The following is a 21165-nucleotide window of genomic DNA, read 5'->3' as shown; positions in this document are numbered from 1 at the left end:
GCGCACCAAGAGAAAAGAATGATTTCCGACCTGAAAAATGGTATTGAAGCTATTCCCGTGTGACTCGGTCCGACTGAGTTACCCTCCTGGGAGGGGGAGGGGCGAGGGGTGGGTTGACTCCTCAGAAATATCCTAGCTATTTGTAGCAAATATTTATTGATTTGGTATAAGTGACACAAATCACAAAAAAACAAAAAGATACTCATATTTTGAGATGATATTAATTACAAATTGAGTTGACAACAATGATGAAATAAACATTACTTGAATCACTTTATTTAATTGCAAAATACCTAATAATAAAAATGGCAGTTTTGGTTAGTAATTAGTTTATTAATTTGTATGAAATTACTAAATATATCATCCAAACAAAAAGCACTTGAAGAATTATTTACTCAAGTAATGTGTTCCAGTGTTATTACTCCCAATGAACGCCAGCAGATTCAGAACATCTTATTAGCTGGTTATCTAAATGATGATGAGTATGCCATCATTAATAGGTTATTTTATAACCTCCGCCGTGGTTGGATAAAACTTGTTGACTAGCATTTTAGTATTCAATAAGTAGGAGAGGTTCAACAATTGATAGTTCAAGCATAAATAATTAATAATTACTTCTGTCTAAAAGGAAGAAAATTTATATAGCCGAATAAATTGTTAACTTTTTTTTATGAAAAGAATACGCTTTAAATATTGACTAATTAATTATCAATTATCAATTGGCAATAAATATTATGTATCTTTAAAATACTCACAAATCAAAAAAGTTGTGAGGGAGACCAGAGTAGGGAGTAAGGGAAGGAGGCGATGGAGAGAATTCAGAATAGCTTTTTTATTACGTCTAATTAATGAGATTGGGTCTAATGAACCTATCTCACTATTTTTAATAGACTTATTTGTTTAGGTGAAATGTGTGTGAAAAGCTTGATTTTTCGTTTTTAACTCTCAAAGTATTTAGGGTTTTTAGCAAAAATATTATTACTGGGATAGGTTCATATATTAAAGTAGAATACATAATCAAAAAACTATCTTTATCATTATGAATATATATTTTATCTTTGGGAAAACTGCTATCTATTTAAGTTTTAAGAAAACCAATTAATATCCATTTGACATCTAGATTAATCAAATTCTGCTACTACTGGAAAATGGTCTGAAGGAAGTATTTCATCATATTTTTTATTCTCGACTTTCACACTGTGCAAATTTAATCTACTGTCATAATAAATAGTATCAATAGCTAGAAAAGCTTTGTCTGTAAAATCGTTATAAGTCATCTGCTTACTTAACTTTAAATCAGATAAAACATCTAATAAACACAATCCATTTTTCAAAGGATTTAAAAAAGTATTTCGTGCGTTCGAGCCTGGTTGGTCGTTAAAATCTGCTGTGATCAAAATCAAAGATTCTTTGTCAGGATTTAATTTTTCTGTTTGTAGAGAATCAAAGATTAATTTAGCACCCAATTCTCTAGCTTTTTTACTGTTATAATCCAAGTGCGTATTAATCATAACTATTTGCCGATTATCTTCAAAAAGATTAAATCTTGCCCAACTAGCTATTCTGGGTAAATGATTTCCCCAACTAGAAGTAATACTACCTGGTATATCTGGTGTCTCACTCAGCCAAAAATCTCCATGGTCAAGACAATTTAATCTATCTTTGTGATAAAATATTGCACAGTGTTCGTCATTACCCGTACCTCTTCTATCACCTCCAAGACTGTAATAATTAGGCAATAATTGCTGTAAATCTAATAACTGATTTACTTGAACTTCTTGAGTTCCAATTATATCTGGAGCATATTCATAAATTAGACTAGCTACAGCATTTTTTCTGACTTCCCATCGATAATTTCCAGGGTCTGGTTTATCATATCGAATATTAAAAGTAATAATTTTGATTCCCATTCTATTATTTCGTTAAAAAGGTTTTAGGTGGTATATCAAAAAATCTTACCAAATAATTAAGGTTTAAAGTCTATTCTTTTCAGAAGAAATAAAGACCAAAAATATTGTTAGTCAATCCTATCAGTTTTCAGGATAAGTAATAATAAATTATTAATTATTATTGAACGTACCACCTAAAACTTAATTAAAATCTAACATCTTATGATTAACTTCAATAAGGGCGGTTTTTAGGCCGTGTGACTTTGGGTTTTTAAACAAGAGTTGCTTTGCAGTAAAAGGTAGTTTATAAACAAAAGATTAAGTAGGGTGTGTGATGGTACGCTGACCGAATAATTAATAATATAAAATACGTTAGATTGATGAGGAGATGGGGGGATGGGGAGATGGGGAGATGGGGAGATGGGGAGATGGGGAGATTCGTATATTTACACAATTTTTTGTATTTCATATAATTAATCATTAGTTCCGACCATAGAAGGCTAACTGAAATGATAAACACTTTCTAATACTCTGGAAAAATTTGCTTCCTAAAACCTAAAAACTAACACTTAAAAATCAACGAAAACCTCGCCATAAAAAATTAAACTATCGCAATTCTCTTTTTAGTTGCAAGCTTATGCTCAAAGGTTATAAATAACGTGATAAATAAAAAATTTACTAATATAAATACTAGGTATGATTTCAAATATATTAGGTTTATCTTAGTTAATTGTTATTTGAAAATCCTACAATTTATTTAAAATTACTACATAGCTAGTCAAGTATGATTTGAAAAATCATTGACATCAACTTAACATACAAATTTGATATAAACATAACAAGTAAAGCCTCTCAGAGAGCAACAGCAACACTGTGAGGCCGATCTATCTATACAGAATCTAGTTATCTTCTGACAAGAAATTTTAGGTAAGGTTCCCTAATTACTCAAAATTCTTAAATTTTCATTTATACTCTATCAAAATGCTTAAGTATAATCGAGAATAAATAGGCATAATTTATTTAGTGAATTATCACCTTTTAAAGATAGTAATAAATATTTTTAATTTTTGGAAAAAATGACAGAAAAAAACAAATTTAAACAATCAATTTTAGCTAGTCAAAAATATCTATTGAATCTGCAAAAAACAGAAGGGTACTGGTGGGGTGAATTAGAATCAAATGTGACAATAACAGCAGAAATAGTTTTACTACATAAAATTTGGCAAACTGATAATAAAAGACCTCTTGAGAAAGCAAAAAATTATCTAATTTCCCAACAACGAGAACATGGGGGTTGGGAATTATTTTATGGCGATGGGGGAGACTTAAGCACTTCTATTGAAGCTTATATGGCTTTGAAATTATTAGGTGTTGCAAAAACAGATCCAAGCATGCTTAAAGCACAAGATTTTATTATTAAAAAAGGAGGTATTAGTTGCAGTAGAATTTTCACTAAATTACATCTGGCTTTAATTGGATGCTACAACTGGCAGGGTATTCCTTCTATTCCTCCTAGCATCATGTTACTTCCTGAAGATTTTCCATTTACTATTTATGAAATGTCAAGTTGGGCAAGAAGTAGCACTGTTCCACTATTAATTGTGTTTGATAAAAAGCCGATTTTTTCAGTTAATCCCACAATAAATCTGGATGAACTTTATGCCGAAGGAATTAACAATGCTAGTTTTGAATTACCTCGTCAATACGATCTGACGGATTTATTTTTGGGGTTAGATAAAGCTTTTAAATTTGCAGAAAATTTTAATTTGATGCCTTTGCGAGAAGAGGGTTTAAAAGCAGCAGAAAAATGGATTCTGGAAAGGCAAGAAGTTACGGGTGACTGGGGGGGTATTATTCCGGCAATGTTAAATTCCATGTTGGCATTGCGGTGTTTAGAATATGATGTGGCAGACCCTGTGGTGGTGCGGGGGTTGGAGGCTATAGATAGGTTTGGTATAGAAACTGAGGATAGTTATTGGGTACAACCTTGTGTTTCTCCTGTATGGGATACCGCTTGGGTAATACGTTCGTTGGTTGATTCTGGTATTCCTCCTCGTCATCCGGCAGTGGTTAAAGGAGGGGAATGGTTATTGCAACAACAAATTTTGGATTATGGTGACTGGGCGGTTAAGAATAAATTGGGTAAACCGGGGGGTTGGGCGTTTGAATTTATCAATCGTTTTTATCCAGATATAGATGATACGGCGGTAGTGGTTATGGCTTTGGATGCTGTGGAGTTGCCTGATGAGGAATTGAAACGGGTGGCGATCGCTCGTGCTATGGAATGGGTAGCTTCGATGCAATGTCAACCTGGGGGTTGGGCAGCTTTTGATGTGGATAATGACCAAGACTGGTTAAATGGTATCCCCTACGGAGATTTAAAGGCCATGATTGACCCGAATACGGCGGATGTGACGGCGCGGGTGTTGGAAATGGTTGGTTGTTGTGGGTTGTCTATGGATAGTTGGCGGATGAAACGGGCGATCGCTTATTTGGAAAGGGAGCAGGAAGGCGAAGGTTGTTGGTTTGGTCGATGGGGAGTTAACTATATATATGGTACGAGTGGAGTTATTTCGGCTTTGGCTGTTGTGGCGCAGGAAAGTCATAGAGATTTTATTGAGAAGGGGGCGAGTTGGTTGGTTGGTTGTCAAAATTCGGATGGCGGATGGGGTGAGAGTTGTTGGAGTTATAATGACCCGTCGTTGAAAGGGAAGGGAAAAAGTACAGCTTCTCAAACTGCTTGGGCGTTGATTGGGTTATTAGCTGCGGGGGAGGCAACTGGTAATTTTGCTAGGGAGGCTATTGATAGGGGTGTTGATTTTTTGGTATCGACTCAGAATGATGATGGGAGTTGGTTGGAGTCCGAGTTTACTGGTACTGGTTTTCCCTGTCACTTTTATATTAAATATCATTTTTATCCGCAGTATTTTCCTTTGATGGCTTTAGGAAGGTATGAGAATTTGTTAAGTGGTTGAGCGATTATCTTACCACTCAGCAAAGGGAATCGCTCAACTTTACCTCTTGTCTATAGCCCAATTAACTTTTTCTAAGCTTGCTTCTTGCGCTTCAGACCTAAACCCAAACCTCCAACAGCGAGGAGTCCGAGGATAGTGCCAGGTTCTGGTGTTACCCTTTTTTGCGTGAAGGTGTTCTTGAAGCCATCGAAAGTGCCACCCTCTGGAATGGAGACTGTATTCATAACACTGATAAACTGATACATCGTTGGACCAGGAATAGGCGTTGGGGTAACTGAATTTCCATCAGAACTTACTAGCTCAAGTAGTAGATTGCCAGTTCCACCAGACCCATCTGTCACCTGTGCTTCAACTCCGCCAGAAGTTACATCACTATTAAGACCTACTTGATCAAAGAAAAAGTCAGGGTTGGCGATTGTAACATCATAAGTAGCTGTACCTGTGAATGAACCTAAAGTTTGACCGGGATCTAATTCAAGCTCAAATGTTTCTCCATCACTAGCTACTCCGATTATAATTTGAGCACCAGCAGGTATGTCGAACTCGGCAATAAGTTCAAAATTACTAAAAGTTTTATCAAAACAAGTAATAGATCCCATAGGGATCTCAGAACCAGTTAGTCGGCCACACTCACCAGGAGTAAAAGTGGCTGCTCTTGCTGAAGGAGATACCACCAGAGAGAGAGGAACAGAAAGCATTCCCAGACTAATTCCGACTGGAAGCAACTTTTGTAATAAAGAAAATTGTTTCATAAGTTTTCCTATGAAAAACCTCAAAAAATGTTTTACTCAAGAATTACTTAGTGGGACTTAGATAAAATTCAGGCAAAAAATGGCATCAAATCTATACAGGGAGAGTATTTTAGGTAAAAAATGGATAAATCTAGGAATAATCGGTGTTTTCCCATGGAATGCGGAGCTAACAACAATTTTTCGGTCTTTGACGTCCTTCCCATGCCTAGACTAACTTTGATAAACTTTCTAGCCGACAAAATGTCTAATGGGACTCAAACAAAACAGCAATAGAAAATAGGCTCAAACATAGACAAGCAGAGGTTTTTAGGTCTAAAAGGTATAAATCCTTAACTACCAAGGGTTTCAGCAATTTTTAGGTCATTGACGTAATTCCCTTGTCTAGAATGACTTTCAGACAGTTTTTCTCCCAGAAAATGTCTAAGTTCCACTAAGTATCATTAGTTATAAGTTGATAATAGTGCCAACAAAAAAATAAAACAATAACAAATCAGCATCTTTACTGAATCTTTATATAGTAAATATATTAGTTTTTCAAATACTTCTAAATTCCAGATCAACCAATAAACTTTTCTACCGCCTGAGAAGCGCTATATAGTAACAATGTACTAGAATAAAGGATATAGAAGATACCATTAACTACTTCTCGCTCGATTAGCGTTTGGTTTTTGCCCTCGTTTTTGAGGTTTCGGTAGCAAAGGTTCTAGTAGTTCCCACTCGCGTTCGCGCAGCGTCCCGGAGGGAATCGCTTAGGTCACTGGTATAAGATTTTCGCTTTTTGCGGAGAATTTACAGAGGCGATCGCGCCTTTTAGAATTTAACCGTATAAAAGTCAATTTATAGCAGTCGCCATTACTGTATTTGATATATCAGCCAAATTTTTAGTTATCTAGGAGAGAAGGAAAAACTTCTTCCTTCTACTATTGCGATTTACATTTTGGTCTTCCACTAAAAAATGTAGCAATGAGTAAACAAACAATACCAATATTAATCGAAACATCTGCCACATTGAACACGGGAAAATCTATGAGGCGAAAGTGTATAAAATCTACAACATAACCCAAAATGAACCTATCAATACCATTACCCAGTGCCCCTCCTAAAATTAAACCGTAGCCCAGTTGTTCCCATTTATTAAATCTAGGCCCAAACAAAGCCCAGGCCATGAGGCCAAGACTAACAATCAAAGACAACCAACGTAACCAATATACCCCACCATTACTAAATAAACTAAAAGCTGCCCCAGTATTAGTCACATAAGTAAAATGAAATACACCAGGCCACAAAGCCAGACTTTCTCCAAGTTTAAAATTTTGTACCACCCAAAATTTAGTCAAGTGGTCTAACAAAATACTAATAATAGCAGCTATCCAGAATAAAAGATTTTTCTGAAAACGTAATTTCAAGGTTAACAATTACTATATTTATTTTAATTTATTCGTAAGCATTCAGTTGTCAGCATTCAGCCATCAGCTATTGCTTTTAGTTTTAGATAAAAGCTTTACTAATTGAGCCATAATTTATACTTACTATAAAAGCTGGCTGAAACAATCTATATTCATTTAAACCCCCTTATAAGAGCTGGGAGCTAATAGCTGTTTCGCAGCATTCCGCAGGAAATGCTTACATTTATTCTACAATTGAGCAATAACTTTTGAAGTCAGCATTGATATTATAAATTTAGTTTAGGGAAAAGGGAATATATGTAGAAATTTTTTGTAGTGGAAAAAAATGTAATCTTTTTCTATTTTAGAATTAGATATCTCTAATAAAATAGTAAACGTCGTAGGAAATAAGCCATAACTGCTACAGCACATATAATTCCTAGTTGTCCTGGTAAAGGAAAAATAGAATATCTATATATAGCTTCAAATAAAGATAATGACTCTACCTTTTTCCAGCCGAAAATACTGCTGATAATTAGATAAGTTAATCCAGTTGCATGAATACTTAACAAACCAAGTAAACAACTAAAAGTTAATGACTCTAGCTTGGGATATGCTTGAAAAGCTAAATTTCCACATATCCATGCCCCAGGAATAAAACCCAATAAATAACCAAAACTAGGTTCTCTCAAATAGCCTATACCACCGCCTTGACTAAAGACAGGTAATAAAGTTAGACCTAACAATATATAAGCAATTTGAGAAATAACAGCAGCATTTTTTCCACCCAAACAACCGACAAACAAAACAGCACCAACTTGGTAAGTTACTCCTAACGAAAAAGTTTTAACTTCTTGTTGTTCCCAAATCCAAGTTGGACTTGCAAAAGAGGCAGGTAAAAATGTCGCAGCAATTGTCAAGAGTAAACCTGTAATTGCCCAAAGTAATTGAACTGTAATTGTCACGACAATTAACAATTATTTCTTAAATATAGACTGTTATTCTACCACCTCAAACCTAATTAGTTGGAATAGGAGCTTCCCCACCTTTCAGTCCCAGAGATTCAAGCATGGCTTGGTCTCTTTCTGGAGGTTGACCAAGAGTTGTCAGATAATGGCCAATCAACATCGCATTAATACCAGCTTTAAGGCCTAAGTTTTGCAATTCTCCCATCACAGCTTCTCGGCCTCCAGCATAGCGAATAATTTGTTCTGGTAAAATCAGACGGAAAATAGCGATCGCCTTCAAAGCATCGTAGGGGTCTAACTTTGGCAACTCACCTAAAGGTGTACCTTCACGAGGGTTTAATAAATTTAAGGGTACAGACTCAACCTGCAACTCTCGCAAAGCCAAGGCCAAATCTATCCGGTCTTCCCAAGTTTCTCCCATACCAATAATACCTCCTGTGCAAGCCTGAATACCTGCTGCTTTGAGGTTTTTCACGGTTTCTACTCGGTCATTCCAGCTATGAGTAGTGACTATTTCGGGGTAAAACTGCTCGGAGGCTTCTAAATTATGGTTATAGCGAGTTACTCCCGCCTCTGCCAATGCTTGAGCTTGTTCTGGTGTTACTTCTCCCAAAGCACAACAAGGCTTAATATTAGTCTCAGCAATAATTTGCCTTACTGTATCTAGAATTTGCTCAAATTCTGTAGATTTGGGACTGTTATACTTAATACCTCTACCTTGAGAAACCAAGCAAAATCTTTTAGCTCCACCAGCTTCTGCTGCCTTTGCTTGAGCTAATATTTCTTCTGTAGATTTGAGGCCATAAATTGGAGAAGCTTCTCCTGGATGATGGACTGACTGGGAACAGAAGCTACAGTTTTCTGAACAGCCTCCTGATTTAACATTAATGATGCTACATAGGTCTACAACATTACCACAGCAAGCTTGACGGACTCTATCCGCAGCTTCACAAAGTAGTAGTATATCTTCTTGTCCTGCTATCTGGGTCAGGGTAATGGCCTCTTCTCGGTTCAGACGATACCCAGAAATAATTTGCTCGGCCAAGTTTTGCAACCATGTTTCTAGATGTTGTTTCTTATCTGACGAAGATAGGAAAGCTTTAGTGTTTGTTTGTGTATTAGTTGATGGGGGTGCTTGAACCACGGCTAGCCTTTTAATCGTAATAATTTCATCTAATGTCGTAGAATCTTAGCATTTTTTTCTACCGTTCTACATTATTAGCTTCAGTGCTACAAATTTCTTTACTAAATATATCTGTGAGGTAGACCTAATTCTTTATTATTTATCTTCTGTTCCCTGTTCCCTGTTCCCTAAAACCAAGGAATTATGTACCTCACGCTTTTTAGAAATTGCTATATTTAAAATTTGTTAACTTTTTCTTTACCTATTTTTCACCTGTTTTTTACCTATTCTTTACCTTTATATGTTCAACTTGCATTAACGTTATGTCTTGTGTTTAAAGTCAATATCACAATTTAATAGTTATGCCACCTAGTATCAATTTTAGTCAGATAATTCGTAATACTTCCAAAGTATCCTTAGTAGCCTTAACAATTGGTCTAGCTACTACAATTACTGGAATAAAATATGGCCTTGCTCAACAAAAAGTCTCCCTAGTTGGTGCTGGGGCATCTTTTCCAGCTCCCTTATATCAGCGTTGGTTTGCCGATATGAGAGATAGTCGTTCCGATGTTCAGGTAGATTATCAATCAGTTGGTAGTGGTGCTGGTGTGGAGAGATTTACTCAAGAATTGGTAGATTTTGGTGCTAGTGATGTGGCAATGAAAGATGATGAAATTGCCAAAGTGGGTAGGGGAGTAATGATGCTACCTATGACTGCAGGTAGCGTTGTCTTAGCTTACAATTTACCAGGTGTATCCGACCTAAAATTATCCAGGGAAGCTTATGTAGATATCCTTTTGGGTAAAATCACAAAGTGGAATGACCCCAAAATTGCTGGTGCTAATTCTGGTGTGAGTCTACCAGACCAAGCAATTACTGTAGTTCATCGTTCTGATGGTAGTGGAACTACAGGAGTTTTTACTAAGCATTTGAGTGCTATTAGTCCAGAGTGGAAACAGAAAGTAGGTGAAGGAAAAACTGTTCAGTGGCCTACAGGTGTAGGTGGTGCTAAAAATGATGGTGTGGCTGCTTTAATTCGTCAAACAGAGGGTGGCATAGGTTATGTAGAGTTTGGTTTTGCTAAGAATGCTGGTCTCCCTACTGCAGCTTTAGAAAATAAATCTGGCAGTTATATCAAAGCTTCTTTGGAATCTGCTAAGTCTACTCTGGCCGCAGTGAAATTACCAGGAAATCTCCGTGCTTTTATTAGCGATCCTGAAGGTGGTGGTTCTTACCCTATTGTTACTTACACTTGGATGCTGATTTATGGCCAATATGATGATGCAGCTAAAGCTCAGGGTATAGAAAAAATGATTGAGTATGGCTTAAATGAGGGTCAAAAGGTAAGTGCTGATTTAGGTTATATTCCACTTCCTGACAATGTTCGTCAGACAGTTGCATCAGCTGCTGATAAAATTAGCTCAGGCTACCAAATAAGTCTTAAGTAATTCTACACAGTAAAATTGAAAATACTTGGCACTTTATGCCTGAAATATCTCTTGGCAAGTAATTCCTAATTTTTCAATTATTTAACCCTTCTTGAGGATTTAGAGGGGTTTATTTTCCCTAAAATAAAATAAAGTCGCACATCATAAAATCATATCAAATCTGGTAGCATTGGTGTAATTAGGGCTTGCTGATTAAATCTAGAAGTATTTACAGATAAAGGTTTTAGCCTTTTTTTGGCCTTGAAAAAGTGCCTGGTTTTCAGCTCTTCACGCTCATGCATGGAGCGTATTTTAGGCTCATAGTTGGGCAGAAAAATCTTGGGACAATTCTTATCTTACTCCTACCTCCTCGCTCCCGACCCATTTCTCCTGTTTCCTGTCTCCTGTCTCCTGTCTCCTACCCTTACCCATAAGACTTTTGAGCGCAAACCCTAATTAGATAAAGAGTGTGGAGACTCACCCCTAACCCCTCCCAGGAGGGGAAGTGGGGAGATGAGGATATGCGGAGATAGGGAGGTGGGGAGACGGGGAAAGATTTGGTAATGGTGTGAGGATAGAACCCACATTCCGCACGTCAAAATGTAGTATCTTAGACTAAGCATTCAAAGCCTTGTCTGATAATAATTATGAAAATCATAGGTAAAAATACATATTACACAGGCTATTAATATCAATAATAGAGGCTGTAATCCGCATTCTTCGTTAAAAATGCCCTTGTAGTATGTTTGTGGTGCGGAATGTGGGATAGAACATTTTTTTATACCAAATTAAACGGATTTAATATTAGAGTTGTTGGGAATTAAGCAAAAAAAATGGCTAAAACCCTTATCCATCAAGGTTTATAGTGGTTTTAAAACCTAAAATCCTGAAAGCTTTATATATTAAATCTTTGAGCATTTTATTTTTTTATTTCCAAACAACTCTATTAGAAACAAGTCTAATTTGTCTGATGAGCGAAAAAAAACTGATGGCTAATTTAGGCTTGATGAGCTACTACCATAACAACTTAATAGTATAGCGGTTTTCAATATAGATAGACTACAGTGGTCAAAGCATTATCCTACTGCCTACTTCCTCTTTTCCAATAATCAAAAATCAAATCAATTATCGTAGATAAATCATCAATTATTTCCCCCTACTGTTTACTCCCTATTCCCTCTCTTCCAATAATCAAAAATCAAATCAATTATCGTAGATAAATCATCAATTATTTCCGCCTACTCTCTACTACTTACTCCCTACTCCCTCTTTTCTGGAGAGGTCTAATTATTATTAACTATCAAGAACTATTAACCTATCTTTAACCTAAATAGGTTAAGCTTTCATTTATTATTTTTGGTGTCTAGGTATAGAAAGCTAATAATTATGCAATTTGCTATTAATCTTGCTCGAATAACTCGTATTACTGTAAAAATGTCTGCAGTAGCTTTGACAATTGGTTTAGCTGCCTGCGGTGGTGGCGGTGACACTGACGGTACAGGTGGAGGTGCTCAAGTAAACCTCGTTGGAGCAGGAGCTTCTTTTCCAGCACCTATCTATCAACGTTGGTTTCAAGACCTGAGTCAAAGTGACCCTAACCTACAGGTAGATTATCAGTCGGTAGGTAGTGGAGCTGGTGTTGAGAGATTTACTCAAGAATTAGTAGATTTCGGTGCTAGTGATGTGGCCATGACAGATGAGGAAATTGCTCAAGTTGGTCGGGGTGTCATTTTGCTACCGATGACTGCTGGTAGTATTGTATTAGCTTACAATTTGCCTGATGTTTCTGGTCTGAAGCTTTCTAGGGAAGTTTATGTAGACATATTGTTGGGTAAAATTACTAATTGGAATGACCCTAAGATAGCTGCAATTAATCCCGATATAACTTTGCCGGACCAAACAATTACGGTTGTATATCGTTCTGATGGTAGTGGTACAACTGGAGTTTTCACGAAACATTTGAGTGCTATTAGTCCAGAATGGAAAGAGAAAGTTGGAGAAGGTAAAACTGTTCAATGGCCAGTAGGTATTGGTGGTGCGAAGAATGATGGTGTAACTGCTCAAATTCGCCAAAGCGAGGGGGCAATAGGTTACGTTGAGTATGGTTTTGCTAAGAGTGCTGGTCTAAATATGGCTTCCCTGGAAAATAGTTCTGGTAAGTATATAGAACCTACTGCTGAATCAGCTACTGCAACTTTAGAAGCAGTAGTATTACCTGAAAATCTACGAGCTTTTATTACCGATCCAGAAGGAGATAATTCTTATCCAATTGTCACTTATACTTGGATGCTTGCTTATGGTCAATATGATGATGCAGGTAAAGCTCAGGGAATAGAAAAAATGATTGAATTTGGCTTAAATGAAGGTCAAAAAATTAGTGGTGAAATAGGTTATATTCCTCTACCTGATAATGTACGTCAAAAAGTTTTAGAAACTGCCGATAAAATTAGCCCAGATTACAATATGACTCTCAAGTAGCATCAAATGAATCAGGTGTTAGGTGTTAGGTGCTTAGAGACTGTTTGTAAAGTTTTGTAATATACAATGATTGACCTTTAAACTGTAACAACTTGGTTATTTATCCCAGATTTATAGGCTGAAATACCCAATTTGCCAGGGGTAAAAACACTTCATAATTCATTTACAAACAACCTCTTAGAGAAACCACAGATGATTATGTGATTTTATAACTGCTCGAGCAAGTGTTCTACATCTATCATCCTTGAAACATAGCCACATTGAAGAAGTAGTCGGTTAGAGAAGCCGTCAGATTAACAAGTAGTATAGCAGTCTAAGGAAAGGTGAGGACAGATCATAAAGCTGAAAATTCAGACAAAGCCAGATTTTTCCTTCTGCCTCTCTTGGTGCGCATTCCCTCTCTTGGTCAGCATTCCGCAAGCGAGCTGGCGTCGTCGCGGGGTCTGACCGCTTGCGTCTGTCGCCGACGCGGGGTCGCACCGCTTCTGCCTTCTTCCTTTTGCTATATGGGTGAATGGCCATTAGCGAGCGCACAACTACGTTAACCCTCGTACAGTAAGACCGAGAATGGAGTCGATGGGAATTCTCACCCCACCAACCGCATTGGCATTGTTGTATAGCAATGAGCGCTGGTATATTTACAAATTGCAGGAGATGCCCAATAGCTAAAAGTCTTATATTATAGGCAATTTATCCCCCCTGTTGCCTGTTGCCTGTTGCCTGTTGCCTGCGCACAGCGCTATAGATGGTGGGGTATTAGACCAAATTGATAAATGTTTGCTACAAATAGCTAGGGTATTTCTGAGAAGTCAACCCACCCCTCGCCCCTCCCCCTCCCAGGAGGGGAACTCAGTCGGACTGATTCACACGGGAATGGTTTCAATACCAGTTTTTAGGTCATAAATTCTCTTTTCTGTTAAAGGGACATCTCCTGCACCTGCCTTTTAATCACACTTATTATTCGTAACATTCTTTTTTCATGCATGGTATTAGACCCACTAAAGAAAAAGATAATTCTGAATTATAAATTCAGTTCATTGCACTAATTTTGAGGTAATATTACCTCAAAATTAACCTAATAAAATCTTTGAAGTTGACTCAATAACTCCTTGAAAATGTATATACCTATTTGAGGTAGATAGATTTCAATAATGGATAATGGATAATTGATAATTGATAATTACCTCTCCCTAAAAGGAAGAGGATTGAATAAAAGGAAAATTAATTCATTGTTTCTCCTTTAAAGGAGAGGCTTTAAACCTTAATTATTCGGTAAAAAATTTTATGGTTGCACAGTCTAAAGTTAAAGAAGATAGTCGGTCTCGGACTAATACAGAAAGAAAGTTTGATGATGGTTTTATTACTGTTACTAAAGTTTTTGCTTGGGGTATTGCGGCTATTTTAATATTGATAGCTTTAACAGTAGCTTGGCAAGCAATACCAGCTATTAATGAATTTGGCTTTACCTTTCTATTTAAAAGTGTTTGGAATCCTGTTGCTAATGATGGAAAGGGGGATTATGGCGCATGGCCAATGATTGTAGGAACTTTAATTAGTTCATTCCTCGCCTTATTTATTGCAGTTCCATTAGGTTTAGGTACAGCGATATTTTTAAGTGAAGGATTTTTGCCTCCAAAAATTAGTACTCCATTAACTTTTATGGTGGAATTATTAGCAGCTATTCCTAGTGTAGTTTATGGTTTATGGGGTATTTATGTTTTACTTCCTTTACTCAAACCAATTGAGGCTTTTCTTGGTAATTATTTAGGCTGGATTTTTATTTTTTCTCTTCCTAAAGGTGTAAGTGCGGGGGGTCCGGGAATGTTCCCTGCAGCTATCGTTTTATCGATAATGATTTTACCTATTATTACAGCAATTTCTCGTGATTCTCTTGCTAGTCTTCCTCCCGATCTACGACAAGCTTCTGTGGGTATAGGAGCTACTCGTTGGGCTACTATTATTAGGGTATTAATTCCCGCAGCTTTTTCGGGAATTGTAGGTGGAATAATGTTAGGTTTGGGTCGAGCTATGGGAGAAACTATGGCTGTAACAATGTTAATTGGTAATGCTAACTCGATTAAACCTACTCTTTTTGCTCCGTCTAATACTATTGCTTCTTTGATGGCAAATCAATTTGCTGAAGCTTCTGGTTTACAACTTTCTGCTCTGATGTATACAGGGATAATTCTGTTTGTTTTAACCCTACTCGTAAATATATTAGCTAATTGGATTGTTAATCGAATTAAGGCAAAGTATTAATTCCTGCTAATTAATACAAATAAATTCATTTGACTCTGGATTAGTCACTACTTTTATACTGATACTATTCTGATTAATTATGGCAGATATTACCTATAATCAACAACAACCAGAATCTATTGTGAGTCTGAAAAGAAACCCAAGCAGACCAAGGGAAATATTTAATAAAGTGATGACTGTACTATCAGGTGCTTGTATCGGCATCACTCTTATTCCTCTATTTGCTGTATTAATTTACGTTTTTATTAAAGGATCATCTCGTTTAAATTTAGATTTGTTTACTAAGTTACCACCCGCAGCAGGTCAAACTTCTGGTGGTATTGGTAATGCGATTTTAGGCACAATTATGGTAGTGGCAATTGCTAGTTTAATTGCTGTTCCTTTTGGTGTTTTAGCAGCAGTTTATTTATCAGAATTTAGTGATGAGGAAACTGCCCGTCCAATTCGATTTGCTACTAATGTTCTGAGTGGTGTACCATCAATTATTGCTGGGGTATTTGCCTATAGTTTACTGGTACTATCTATGGGTAAATTTTCAGCATTTGCTGGTGGAGTTGCTTTATCGGTTTTGATGTTACCGACGATTATTAGGACTACTGATGAGGCTTTACAAATAGTTCCTAGGGATATTAGATGGGCATCGGTGGGAGTTGGTGCTTCTAATTATCAAACTGTTTTACAAATAGTTTTACCTGCTGCTTTACCGGGTATTATTACAGGTATTACTCTTGCTATTGCTCGTGCCGCTGGAGAAACTGCTCCATTACTTTTTACTGTTGTTTATTCTAATAATTGGCCTCGCGGTCCATTCGCTCCGACTGTTCCATCTTTGGCTTATTTAGTATATGAATTTGCTCGTAGTTTTGATATTGTTTTACAGGAGTTTGCTTGGGCGGGTTCTTTAGTTCTGGTTTTATTGGTTTTAATTACCAGTATTCTTTCTCGTTGGGCAACTAGTCAAAAACAGTTTTGATTAAATAATGAAGAAGGAAGAAGGAAGAAGGAAGAAGGAAGAAGGTCTAATTGCTTATTGACTCAAACCCTAAAAAATTTTAAGAATTCCTGTTGACGGTGGGGTATTAAACTTGCAAAAAAAAAGATAAATAATAGCGATTAATTAATGATGCTTTATTTATTATTTGATATCGCAAAATCACTTCTTTTTTGAGTATTTTAATATCAATTAATTGGCTAATAAAGATTGATTAATTTGTGGAATTCAATTATGTATTCCTAAAAGGCGTAAATTTTTACCTCAATTTAATGAATAAAGGTTATTTCATGAATGGATAATGGATAATTACCTCTGGTTAAAACCGAGAGGATTGAACATAAGGAAATATTATTTCTTTATTTTCCCCTTGAAAGGGGAGGCTAATAAAGCTGAATTATTTAATTAATAATGATTAATGATTAATTATTCGGTAAAAGATAATTACAGCACTATGAAAAGAGAAGAAAAACAGCGATTAAACCCTATAACTTGTATAGGTAAATGATTGAGGTGAAGCTGATAGTTATAAATAGCAAATACACAAATAATTTTGAAACTAAATTTAGGAGGTAATATCTCATGCCAGAATCTCAACAAAATCTTTCTAAACAAAAATCTGCCCCCGCTCTTTCAGCAGATAATGTTAGCGTCTTTTACGGAGATTTTAAAGCCGTGAAAGATGTTTCTATGGAAATTCCTAAAAATCAAGTCACTGCTTTTATTGGACCTTCAGGTTGTGGTAAAAGTACATTATTACGATGTTTTAATCGTCTAAATGATTTGATTAGTATTTTTCATTTAGAAGGTCGTATTCTTTATCATAATCAGAATATTTATGACTCAGATGTTGACCCTGTAGAAGTACGCCGACGTATTGGAATGGTATTTCAAAAGCCTAATCCTTTTCCTAAGTCAATTTACGATAATATTGCTTATGGGGTGAGAATTAATGGTCTGGCTAAGTCTAAAGAAGAAATGGATGAGATAGTAGAGCGATCGCTACGACAAGCTGTTCTCTGGGATGAGGTTAAGGATAAACTGGGACAAAGTGGTTTTGCTCTTTCTGGGGGTCAGCAACAACGTTTATGTATTGCTCGTGCGGTTGCTGTTAGTCCCGATGTGGTTTTGATGGATGAACCTTGTGCTTCTCTTGACCCTATTTCTACTATTAAGGTTGAGGAGTTAATTAATGAACTCAAGGAAAATTACACTATTATTATTGTGACTCATAATATGCAGCAGGCGACTAGGGTAGCGGATGTAACTGCCTTTTTTAATGCTAAAGCTGCTGAGGGTGGTAAACGCTTTGGTTATTTGGTTGAATTTGACAAAACTCACAATATTTTCCAGAACCCAAAGGAAGAAGCTACTCAACAATATGTAAGTGGTCGTTTTGGTTAAATATTGAAGAAGGAAGAAGGAAGAAGGAAGAAGGAAGAAAAAATGGATGGGGACTCAAACCCCAAGCAATTGTCAACACCGTGTAGATGGTGGGGTATTAAACCCAAAATAAAAAGATAAATTTTTATCATTATTTTTTTCTGGATTTGATACTCATCAAGTCCAGTTTTTTTTATTTAAAAAACTTTAAATTTACAGCACTTTTGAGGATGGTGAGGTACAGTTGAAGATTAATATCTATCTTTGTAAGGCTTCTAGCCTGTAACAAGCAGGATGCTTACCAAAATTACTAAATAAAATTTTGTACCTCACTAACTCCGAAATTGCTGTAATTAAATTTAGGTTTTTTCTGGCTCAATAACCTTCCTCTCTCTTCCCTCTTCCTTCTTCCTTCTTCCTTCTTTCTTACCAAGTTTTTCTCGGCAACGTTCAACATATAGACTGGCAATAGTATCAGTAGAGTTTTGCCTTTTCACTTGTTGAAAATATTCTAAAGCTGCTGCAAATTTACCTACCTGCCAACCCTTAATTCCTTTCTTGAATATCGATAGGTTGGAAATTTTTTCTGCTTCAATAATACTATTTTCAGTACCCAATAATTCATAAATATTTATAGCTTTCTGCTTTCCACGAAGCACCACTTTATCAATCCATCTGTAATAAATTTGCTCAGAAAATAGATTATTATTTTGTAACTGAGTGTCTGAATATTCTACTTGATTAATAATTCTGAATTTATCTTCTATATATTCCTGTGCTTGACAGCAATTTTTACATTTTTCTATCTCTGAAATTACTGGTTCACTCACAATAATTGAACAACAATAAGTCTTAGTCAAACTTTCTAAACGTGATGCAGTATTAACCACATCTCCAATTACTGTAGAATCCATTCTTTTTTCAGAACCCAAAGTACCAATAACCCCCATACCTGTATGAATACCAATACCAATTTTTACAGGTTCCGTAAGATTATATTTTTTATAATTAGCATTAAATTCTTTTAAATTTCCCTGCATCATTACAGCAGCTTTTAACGCATCTAAACTATGGCATTTGTGTTTGTCAAATACTGCCATAATTGCATCCCCTAAGAATTTGTCTATAAATCCTTGATTGGCAGAAATACAAACACTCATTTGTTGAAAAAAAGAATTTAACCACTTAAAAGTATCTCGTGCATTTTGTGATTCAGCTATTGCCGTAAATCCTCTAATATCACAAAATAAAACTGTTAATTCCTCTTCTGCCACATCTCCAAGTTGAATAGAATCTAATCCTTGAGGCGCTATTCTTGATAAAAATTGCTCTGGTACAAAAAGTCTAAATTTTTCCGAAAGATGCTGATTTATTTTTTCTGCTGCTAATAATTGAAGATTACTTTGTCGATCCGTCTGTTGAGTATTTTGATATTTATTAGCTTGAGAACGTATTTGATTGAGCTGCAAAATATTAGCTACTTTTGCCAGAAGTAAACGACTATTGAATGGTTTAGTAATATAGTCATCTCCCATCAATTCTAAACCTTTCAATTTGGAATTTTCATCATCCAAAGCCGTTAAAAAAATGATAGGGATTGTTTTTAATTGGGGGTTTTGACGGAGGCGGTTACAAACTTCAAATCCATCAATTTCAGGCATCATTACATCCAGTAAAATTAAATCAGGATGAGAATTGCTGGCAACTTCTAATGCTTCTTTTCCACCATTTGCTGATACAGTGATGTAGCCTTCTGATGTTAATAGTTCTTCTAATAGGATGACATTATCTGGCTCATCATCAACTACTAGAATAGATGACTGTTTGTTTGACATATAATTTAGTTAAATTGATTAAATTTGATGAACTAAAATTTTTTGATTTTGAAAGTAATCTGATAATATGGTGGGAGTCATTTCAGTTATCAGTTATCAGTTATCAGTTATCAGTTATCAGTACCTCTGCAATAAGGAGGCTTCAAATATGGCATAAGTTCTTTTCTCTTGGTCGATTAGATATGACCAGGATCCCTCGCCATCTCTCGACCGCTTTTTATCCCCTTAAAAGGGGAGGCTTTAGACAACATTTTTTCGGTAAAATTGCGCAAGTTTTGTATAATTGAAAATTTATAAATTGAGTATTTTTATGTAGAAAATTGTCATCTAGTACCGAATAAATTTTTGAGATGTCTCTAACCAAAAATTGATGCTTTCAAGAATTTTAATTTTGTGGAAAATATGTAGCAATTTTCAAGAACCGTGAGGTGGAAAATTCGTAATTTTTAGGGAGTAGGGGAGTGGGGAGTAGGGAAACAGGGAATAAAAAATCAAGAATAACAACTGTACCTTAGTAACTTGAAAAACCCTATATATTGTGAGTAGATATTTACCGAAAAATTGGGTTTAAAGCCTCGCCCTTGTAGGGCGACTTTTTATTTTAGCATGCAAGTGAATTGAATATATGCTATAGTTTTATTAGTTGCCGGGGGGCACTCGGAAACTCTAAACGGACGTGGAGGGAAGCGTTAGACTACCGCCAATGAAGCAGCACCCTGTGAAGCGTCAACCCGCCCAGGAGCTATGGCTCAGTAGGAATCCCCGTGCCTTTAGGCCGGAGAGGATGTCCATATTCTTAGTTTAGCTTTTTTCACTAAGCAATATAATTACCTCGATAATTATACAATGGGTAGGGGCGAATGGCTATTCGCCCCTACAATCTTAAATGATGCTGAATAACACTGATGCTACCGGATTTGATATTATACCGAACCTAAGCGGAGGAGTCATGTCATTTCCAGTTGAATAGTTAGGGTTTGCTGATTAAATATCAAAGCATTAACTGATATTGGTTGAGCGCATTTTTTTGTCTAAAAAAGTGCCAGTTTTTCAGCTCCAAGAGCTGCATAAAACTAGTATTTTGGGATGATTATGGCAGAAAAATCTTGGGACAATAATTCCTCCTACCCCCTCTATAGAACCCCTAAGTGTATCTTTAATTTTCTCTTTTTTGTCAGTCAGGCGATCGCCAATCATCCAAAAGTAGTTTCAAACTCAAAATTAGACAAGAAGGAAAAAATATAGATTTAACTTATCACGTCAGTAATTAAAATTATTTATTTTAATCAAACAAGTTCCGATTTTCCCCAAATTATTACAAAATATTTCACGCACTTGCGTTATTTTAGGCATTTGGTATCATAGTTTGTACATAAGGTATTGTGCCAATGTTGTGTTTAAAAGTAAAAGATTTTGTCTTGAATAAAGCTACAAGCAAGTATTTACGTTAATATCATCCAGAATATTTACATTTCTGGCAAAGGTGAATAATCTCAAAACGAGAAATTTTAGACAAGTAGAAATGCTTAAGTAATTATGGCTATTGACAGATAACAAGTTAATAGAGTAATAAGTTGCGGCATTGGTGAATAGTCCTAAGTTCATAATTTTTCTGTTTCCAGCAACCCTTATAGATGAACTACCACGCCGTGTAGACGGACGGGGTTTCTAAGTCCCCGTCAACAAAGTCCGCACTTTGA

The 21165-nt window shown here is 36.0% G+C and carries 15 protein-coding genes; 8 read left to right on the top strand and 7 right to left on the bottom strand.

Translation table 11 applies throughout. The annotated features are described in order from the left end of the window. On the bottom strand, positions 1-206 hold a 206-nt coding region (locus D5R40_RS37905; RefSeq protein WP_205127672.1), incomplete at its 3' end, for a hypothetical protein. 136 nt (positions 207-342) lie between these two features. On the opposite strand from D5R40_RS37905, the gene D5R40_RS20695 reads away from it, so the two are divergent. Next, on the top strand, positions 343-546 hold the full coding sequence (locus D5R40_RS20695; protein WP_192901296.1) for a hypothetical protein: 204 nt from the start codon (positions 343-345) through the stop codon (positions 544-546). A 575-nt stretch (positions 547-1121) separates the two neighbouring features. Here the strand turns inward: D5R40_RS20695 and D5R40_RS20690 are convergent. Then, on the bottom strand, positions 1122-1910 hold the full coding sequence (locus D5R40_RS20690; RefSeq protein WP_124155131.1) for an endonuclease/exonuclease/phosphatase family protein: 789 nt from the start codon (positions 1908-1910) through the stop codon (positions 1122-1124). A gap of 1055 nt (positions 1911-2965) precedes the next feature. Between D5R40_RS20690 and shc the strand changes: the two genes are divergently transcribed. Next, positions 2966-4864, top strand: a complete 1899-nt coding sequence (gene shc / locus D5R40_RS20685) for a squalene--hopene cyclase (protein WP_124143367.1) — start codon at positions 2966-2968, stop codon at positions 4862-4864. A 71-nt stretch (positions 4865-4935) separates the two neighbouring features. Here shc and D5R40_RS20680 read toward each other — a convergent pair whose 3' ends face one another. The 4 genes from D5R40_RS20680 to bioB all read right to left on the bottom strand — a co-directional run bounded on the left by D5R40_RS20680 (position 4936) and on the right by bioB (position 9113). Next, a complete protein-coding gene (locus D5R40_RS20680; RefSeq protein WP_124155130.1) occupies positions 4936-5616 on the bottom strand; it encodes a PEP-CTERM sorting domain-containing protein in 681 nt (226 codons plus the stop codon). 920 nt (positions 5617-6536) lie between these two features. Then, a complete protein-coding gene (lspA, locus tag D5R40_RS20675) occupies positions 6537-7031 on the bottom strand; it encodes a signal peptidase II (RefSeq protein WP_124143368.1) in 495 nt (164 codons plus the stop codon). 350 nt (positions 7032-7381) lie between these two features. Continuing rightward, complete coding sequence (locus D5R40_RS20670; RefSeq protein ID WP_124143369.1) at positions 7382-7966, bottom strand: biotin transporter BioY; 585 nt, start codon at positions 7964-7966, stop codon at positions 7382-7384. 52 nt (positions 7967-8018) lie between these two features. Further along, the gene (gene bioB / locus D5R40_RS20665) at positions 8019-9113 is read right to left on the bottom strand and encodes a biotin synthase BioB (RefSeq protein WP_124143370.1); all 1095 of its coding nucleotides are present in this window, start codon (positions 9111-9113) and stop codon (positions 8019-8021) included. A gap of 341 nt (positions 9114-9454) precedes the next feature. Here bioB and pstS (D5R40_RS20660) point away from each other — a divergent pair, with 341 nt between their 5' ends. The 6 genes from pstS (D5R40_RS20660) to pstB all read left to right on the top strand — a co-directional run bounded on the left by pstS (D5R40_RS20660) (position 9455) and on the right by pstB (position 17651). Beyond that, positions 9455-10540, top strand: coding sequence for a phosphate ABC transporter substrate-binding protein PstS (pstS, locus tag D5R40_RS20660; protein ID WP_124143371.1), 1086 nt, complete (start codon positions 9455-9457; stop codon positions 10538-10540). Positions 10541-11905: 1365 nt separating this feature from the next. Then, the gene (gene pstS, locus D5R40_RS20655) at positions 11906-12997 is read left to right on the top strand and encodes a phosphate ABC transporter substrate-binding protein PstS (RefSeq protein ID WP_124155129.1); all 1092 of its coding nucleotides are present in this window, start codon (positions 11906-11908) and stop codon (positions 12995-12997) included. A gap of 723 nt (positions 12998-13720) precedes the next feature. Then, complete coding sequence (locus D5R40_RS35700; RefSeq protein ID WP_124143373.1) at positions 13721-13900, top strand: hypothetical protein; 180 nt, start codon at positions 13721-13723, stop codon at positions 13898-13900. 381 nt (positions 13901-14281) lie between these two features. Next, positions 14282-15256 (top strand): phosphate ABC transporter permease subunit PstC, encoded by a 975-nt coding sequence (gene pstC, locus D5R40_RS20645; protein WP_124143374.1) that lies wholly within the window; start codon positions 14282-14284, stop codon positions 15254-15256. 79 nt (positions 15257-15335) lie between these two features. After that, positions 15336-16229 carry a phosphate ABC transporter permease PstA gene (gene pstA, locus D5R40_RS20640; RefSeq protein ID WP_124143375.1) on the top strand — a complete coding sequence of 298 codons (894 nt, stop codon included), beginning with the start codon at positions 15336-15338 and terminating at the stop codon, positions 16227-16229. Positions 16230-16829: 600 nt separating this feature from the next. After that, positions 16830-17651 carry a phosphate ABC transporter ATP-binding protein PstB gene (gene pstB, locus D5R40_RS20635; protein ID WP_124143376.1) on the top strand — a complete coding sequence of 274 codons (822 nt, stop codon included), beginning with the start codon at positions 16830-16832 and terminating at the stop codon, positions 17649-17651. 338 nt (positions 17652-17989) lie between these two features. On the opposite strand, the gene D5R40_RS20630 is transcribed toward pstB, so the two are convergent. After that, complete coding sequence (locus tag D5R40_RS20630; protein WP_124143377.1) at positions 17990-19465, bottom strand: response regulator; 1476 nt, start codon at positions 19463-19465, stop codon at positions 17990-17992. Positions 19466-21165: the final 1700 nt, after the last annotated feature.

Origin of the sequence: Okeania hirsuta (assembly GCF_003838195.1) — a bacterium.
Taxonomy (GTDB): domain Bacteria; phylum Cyanobacteriota; class Cyanobacteriia; order Cyanobacteriales; family Microcoleaceae; genus Okeania; species Okeania hirsuta.
The sequence above is the reverse complement of the archived record's forward strand: the minus strand, read 5'-3'. Positions and strand labels throughout refer to the sequence as shown.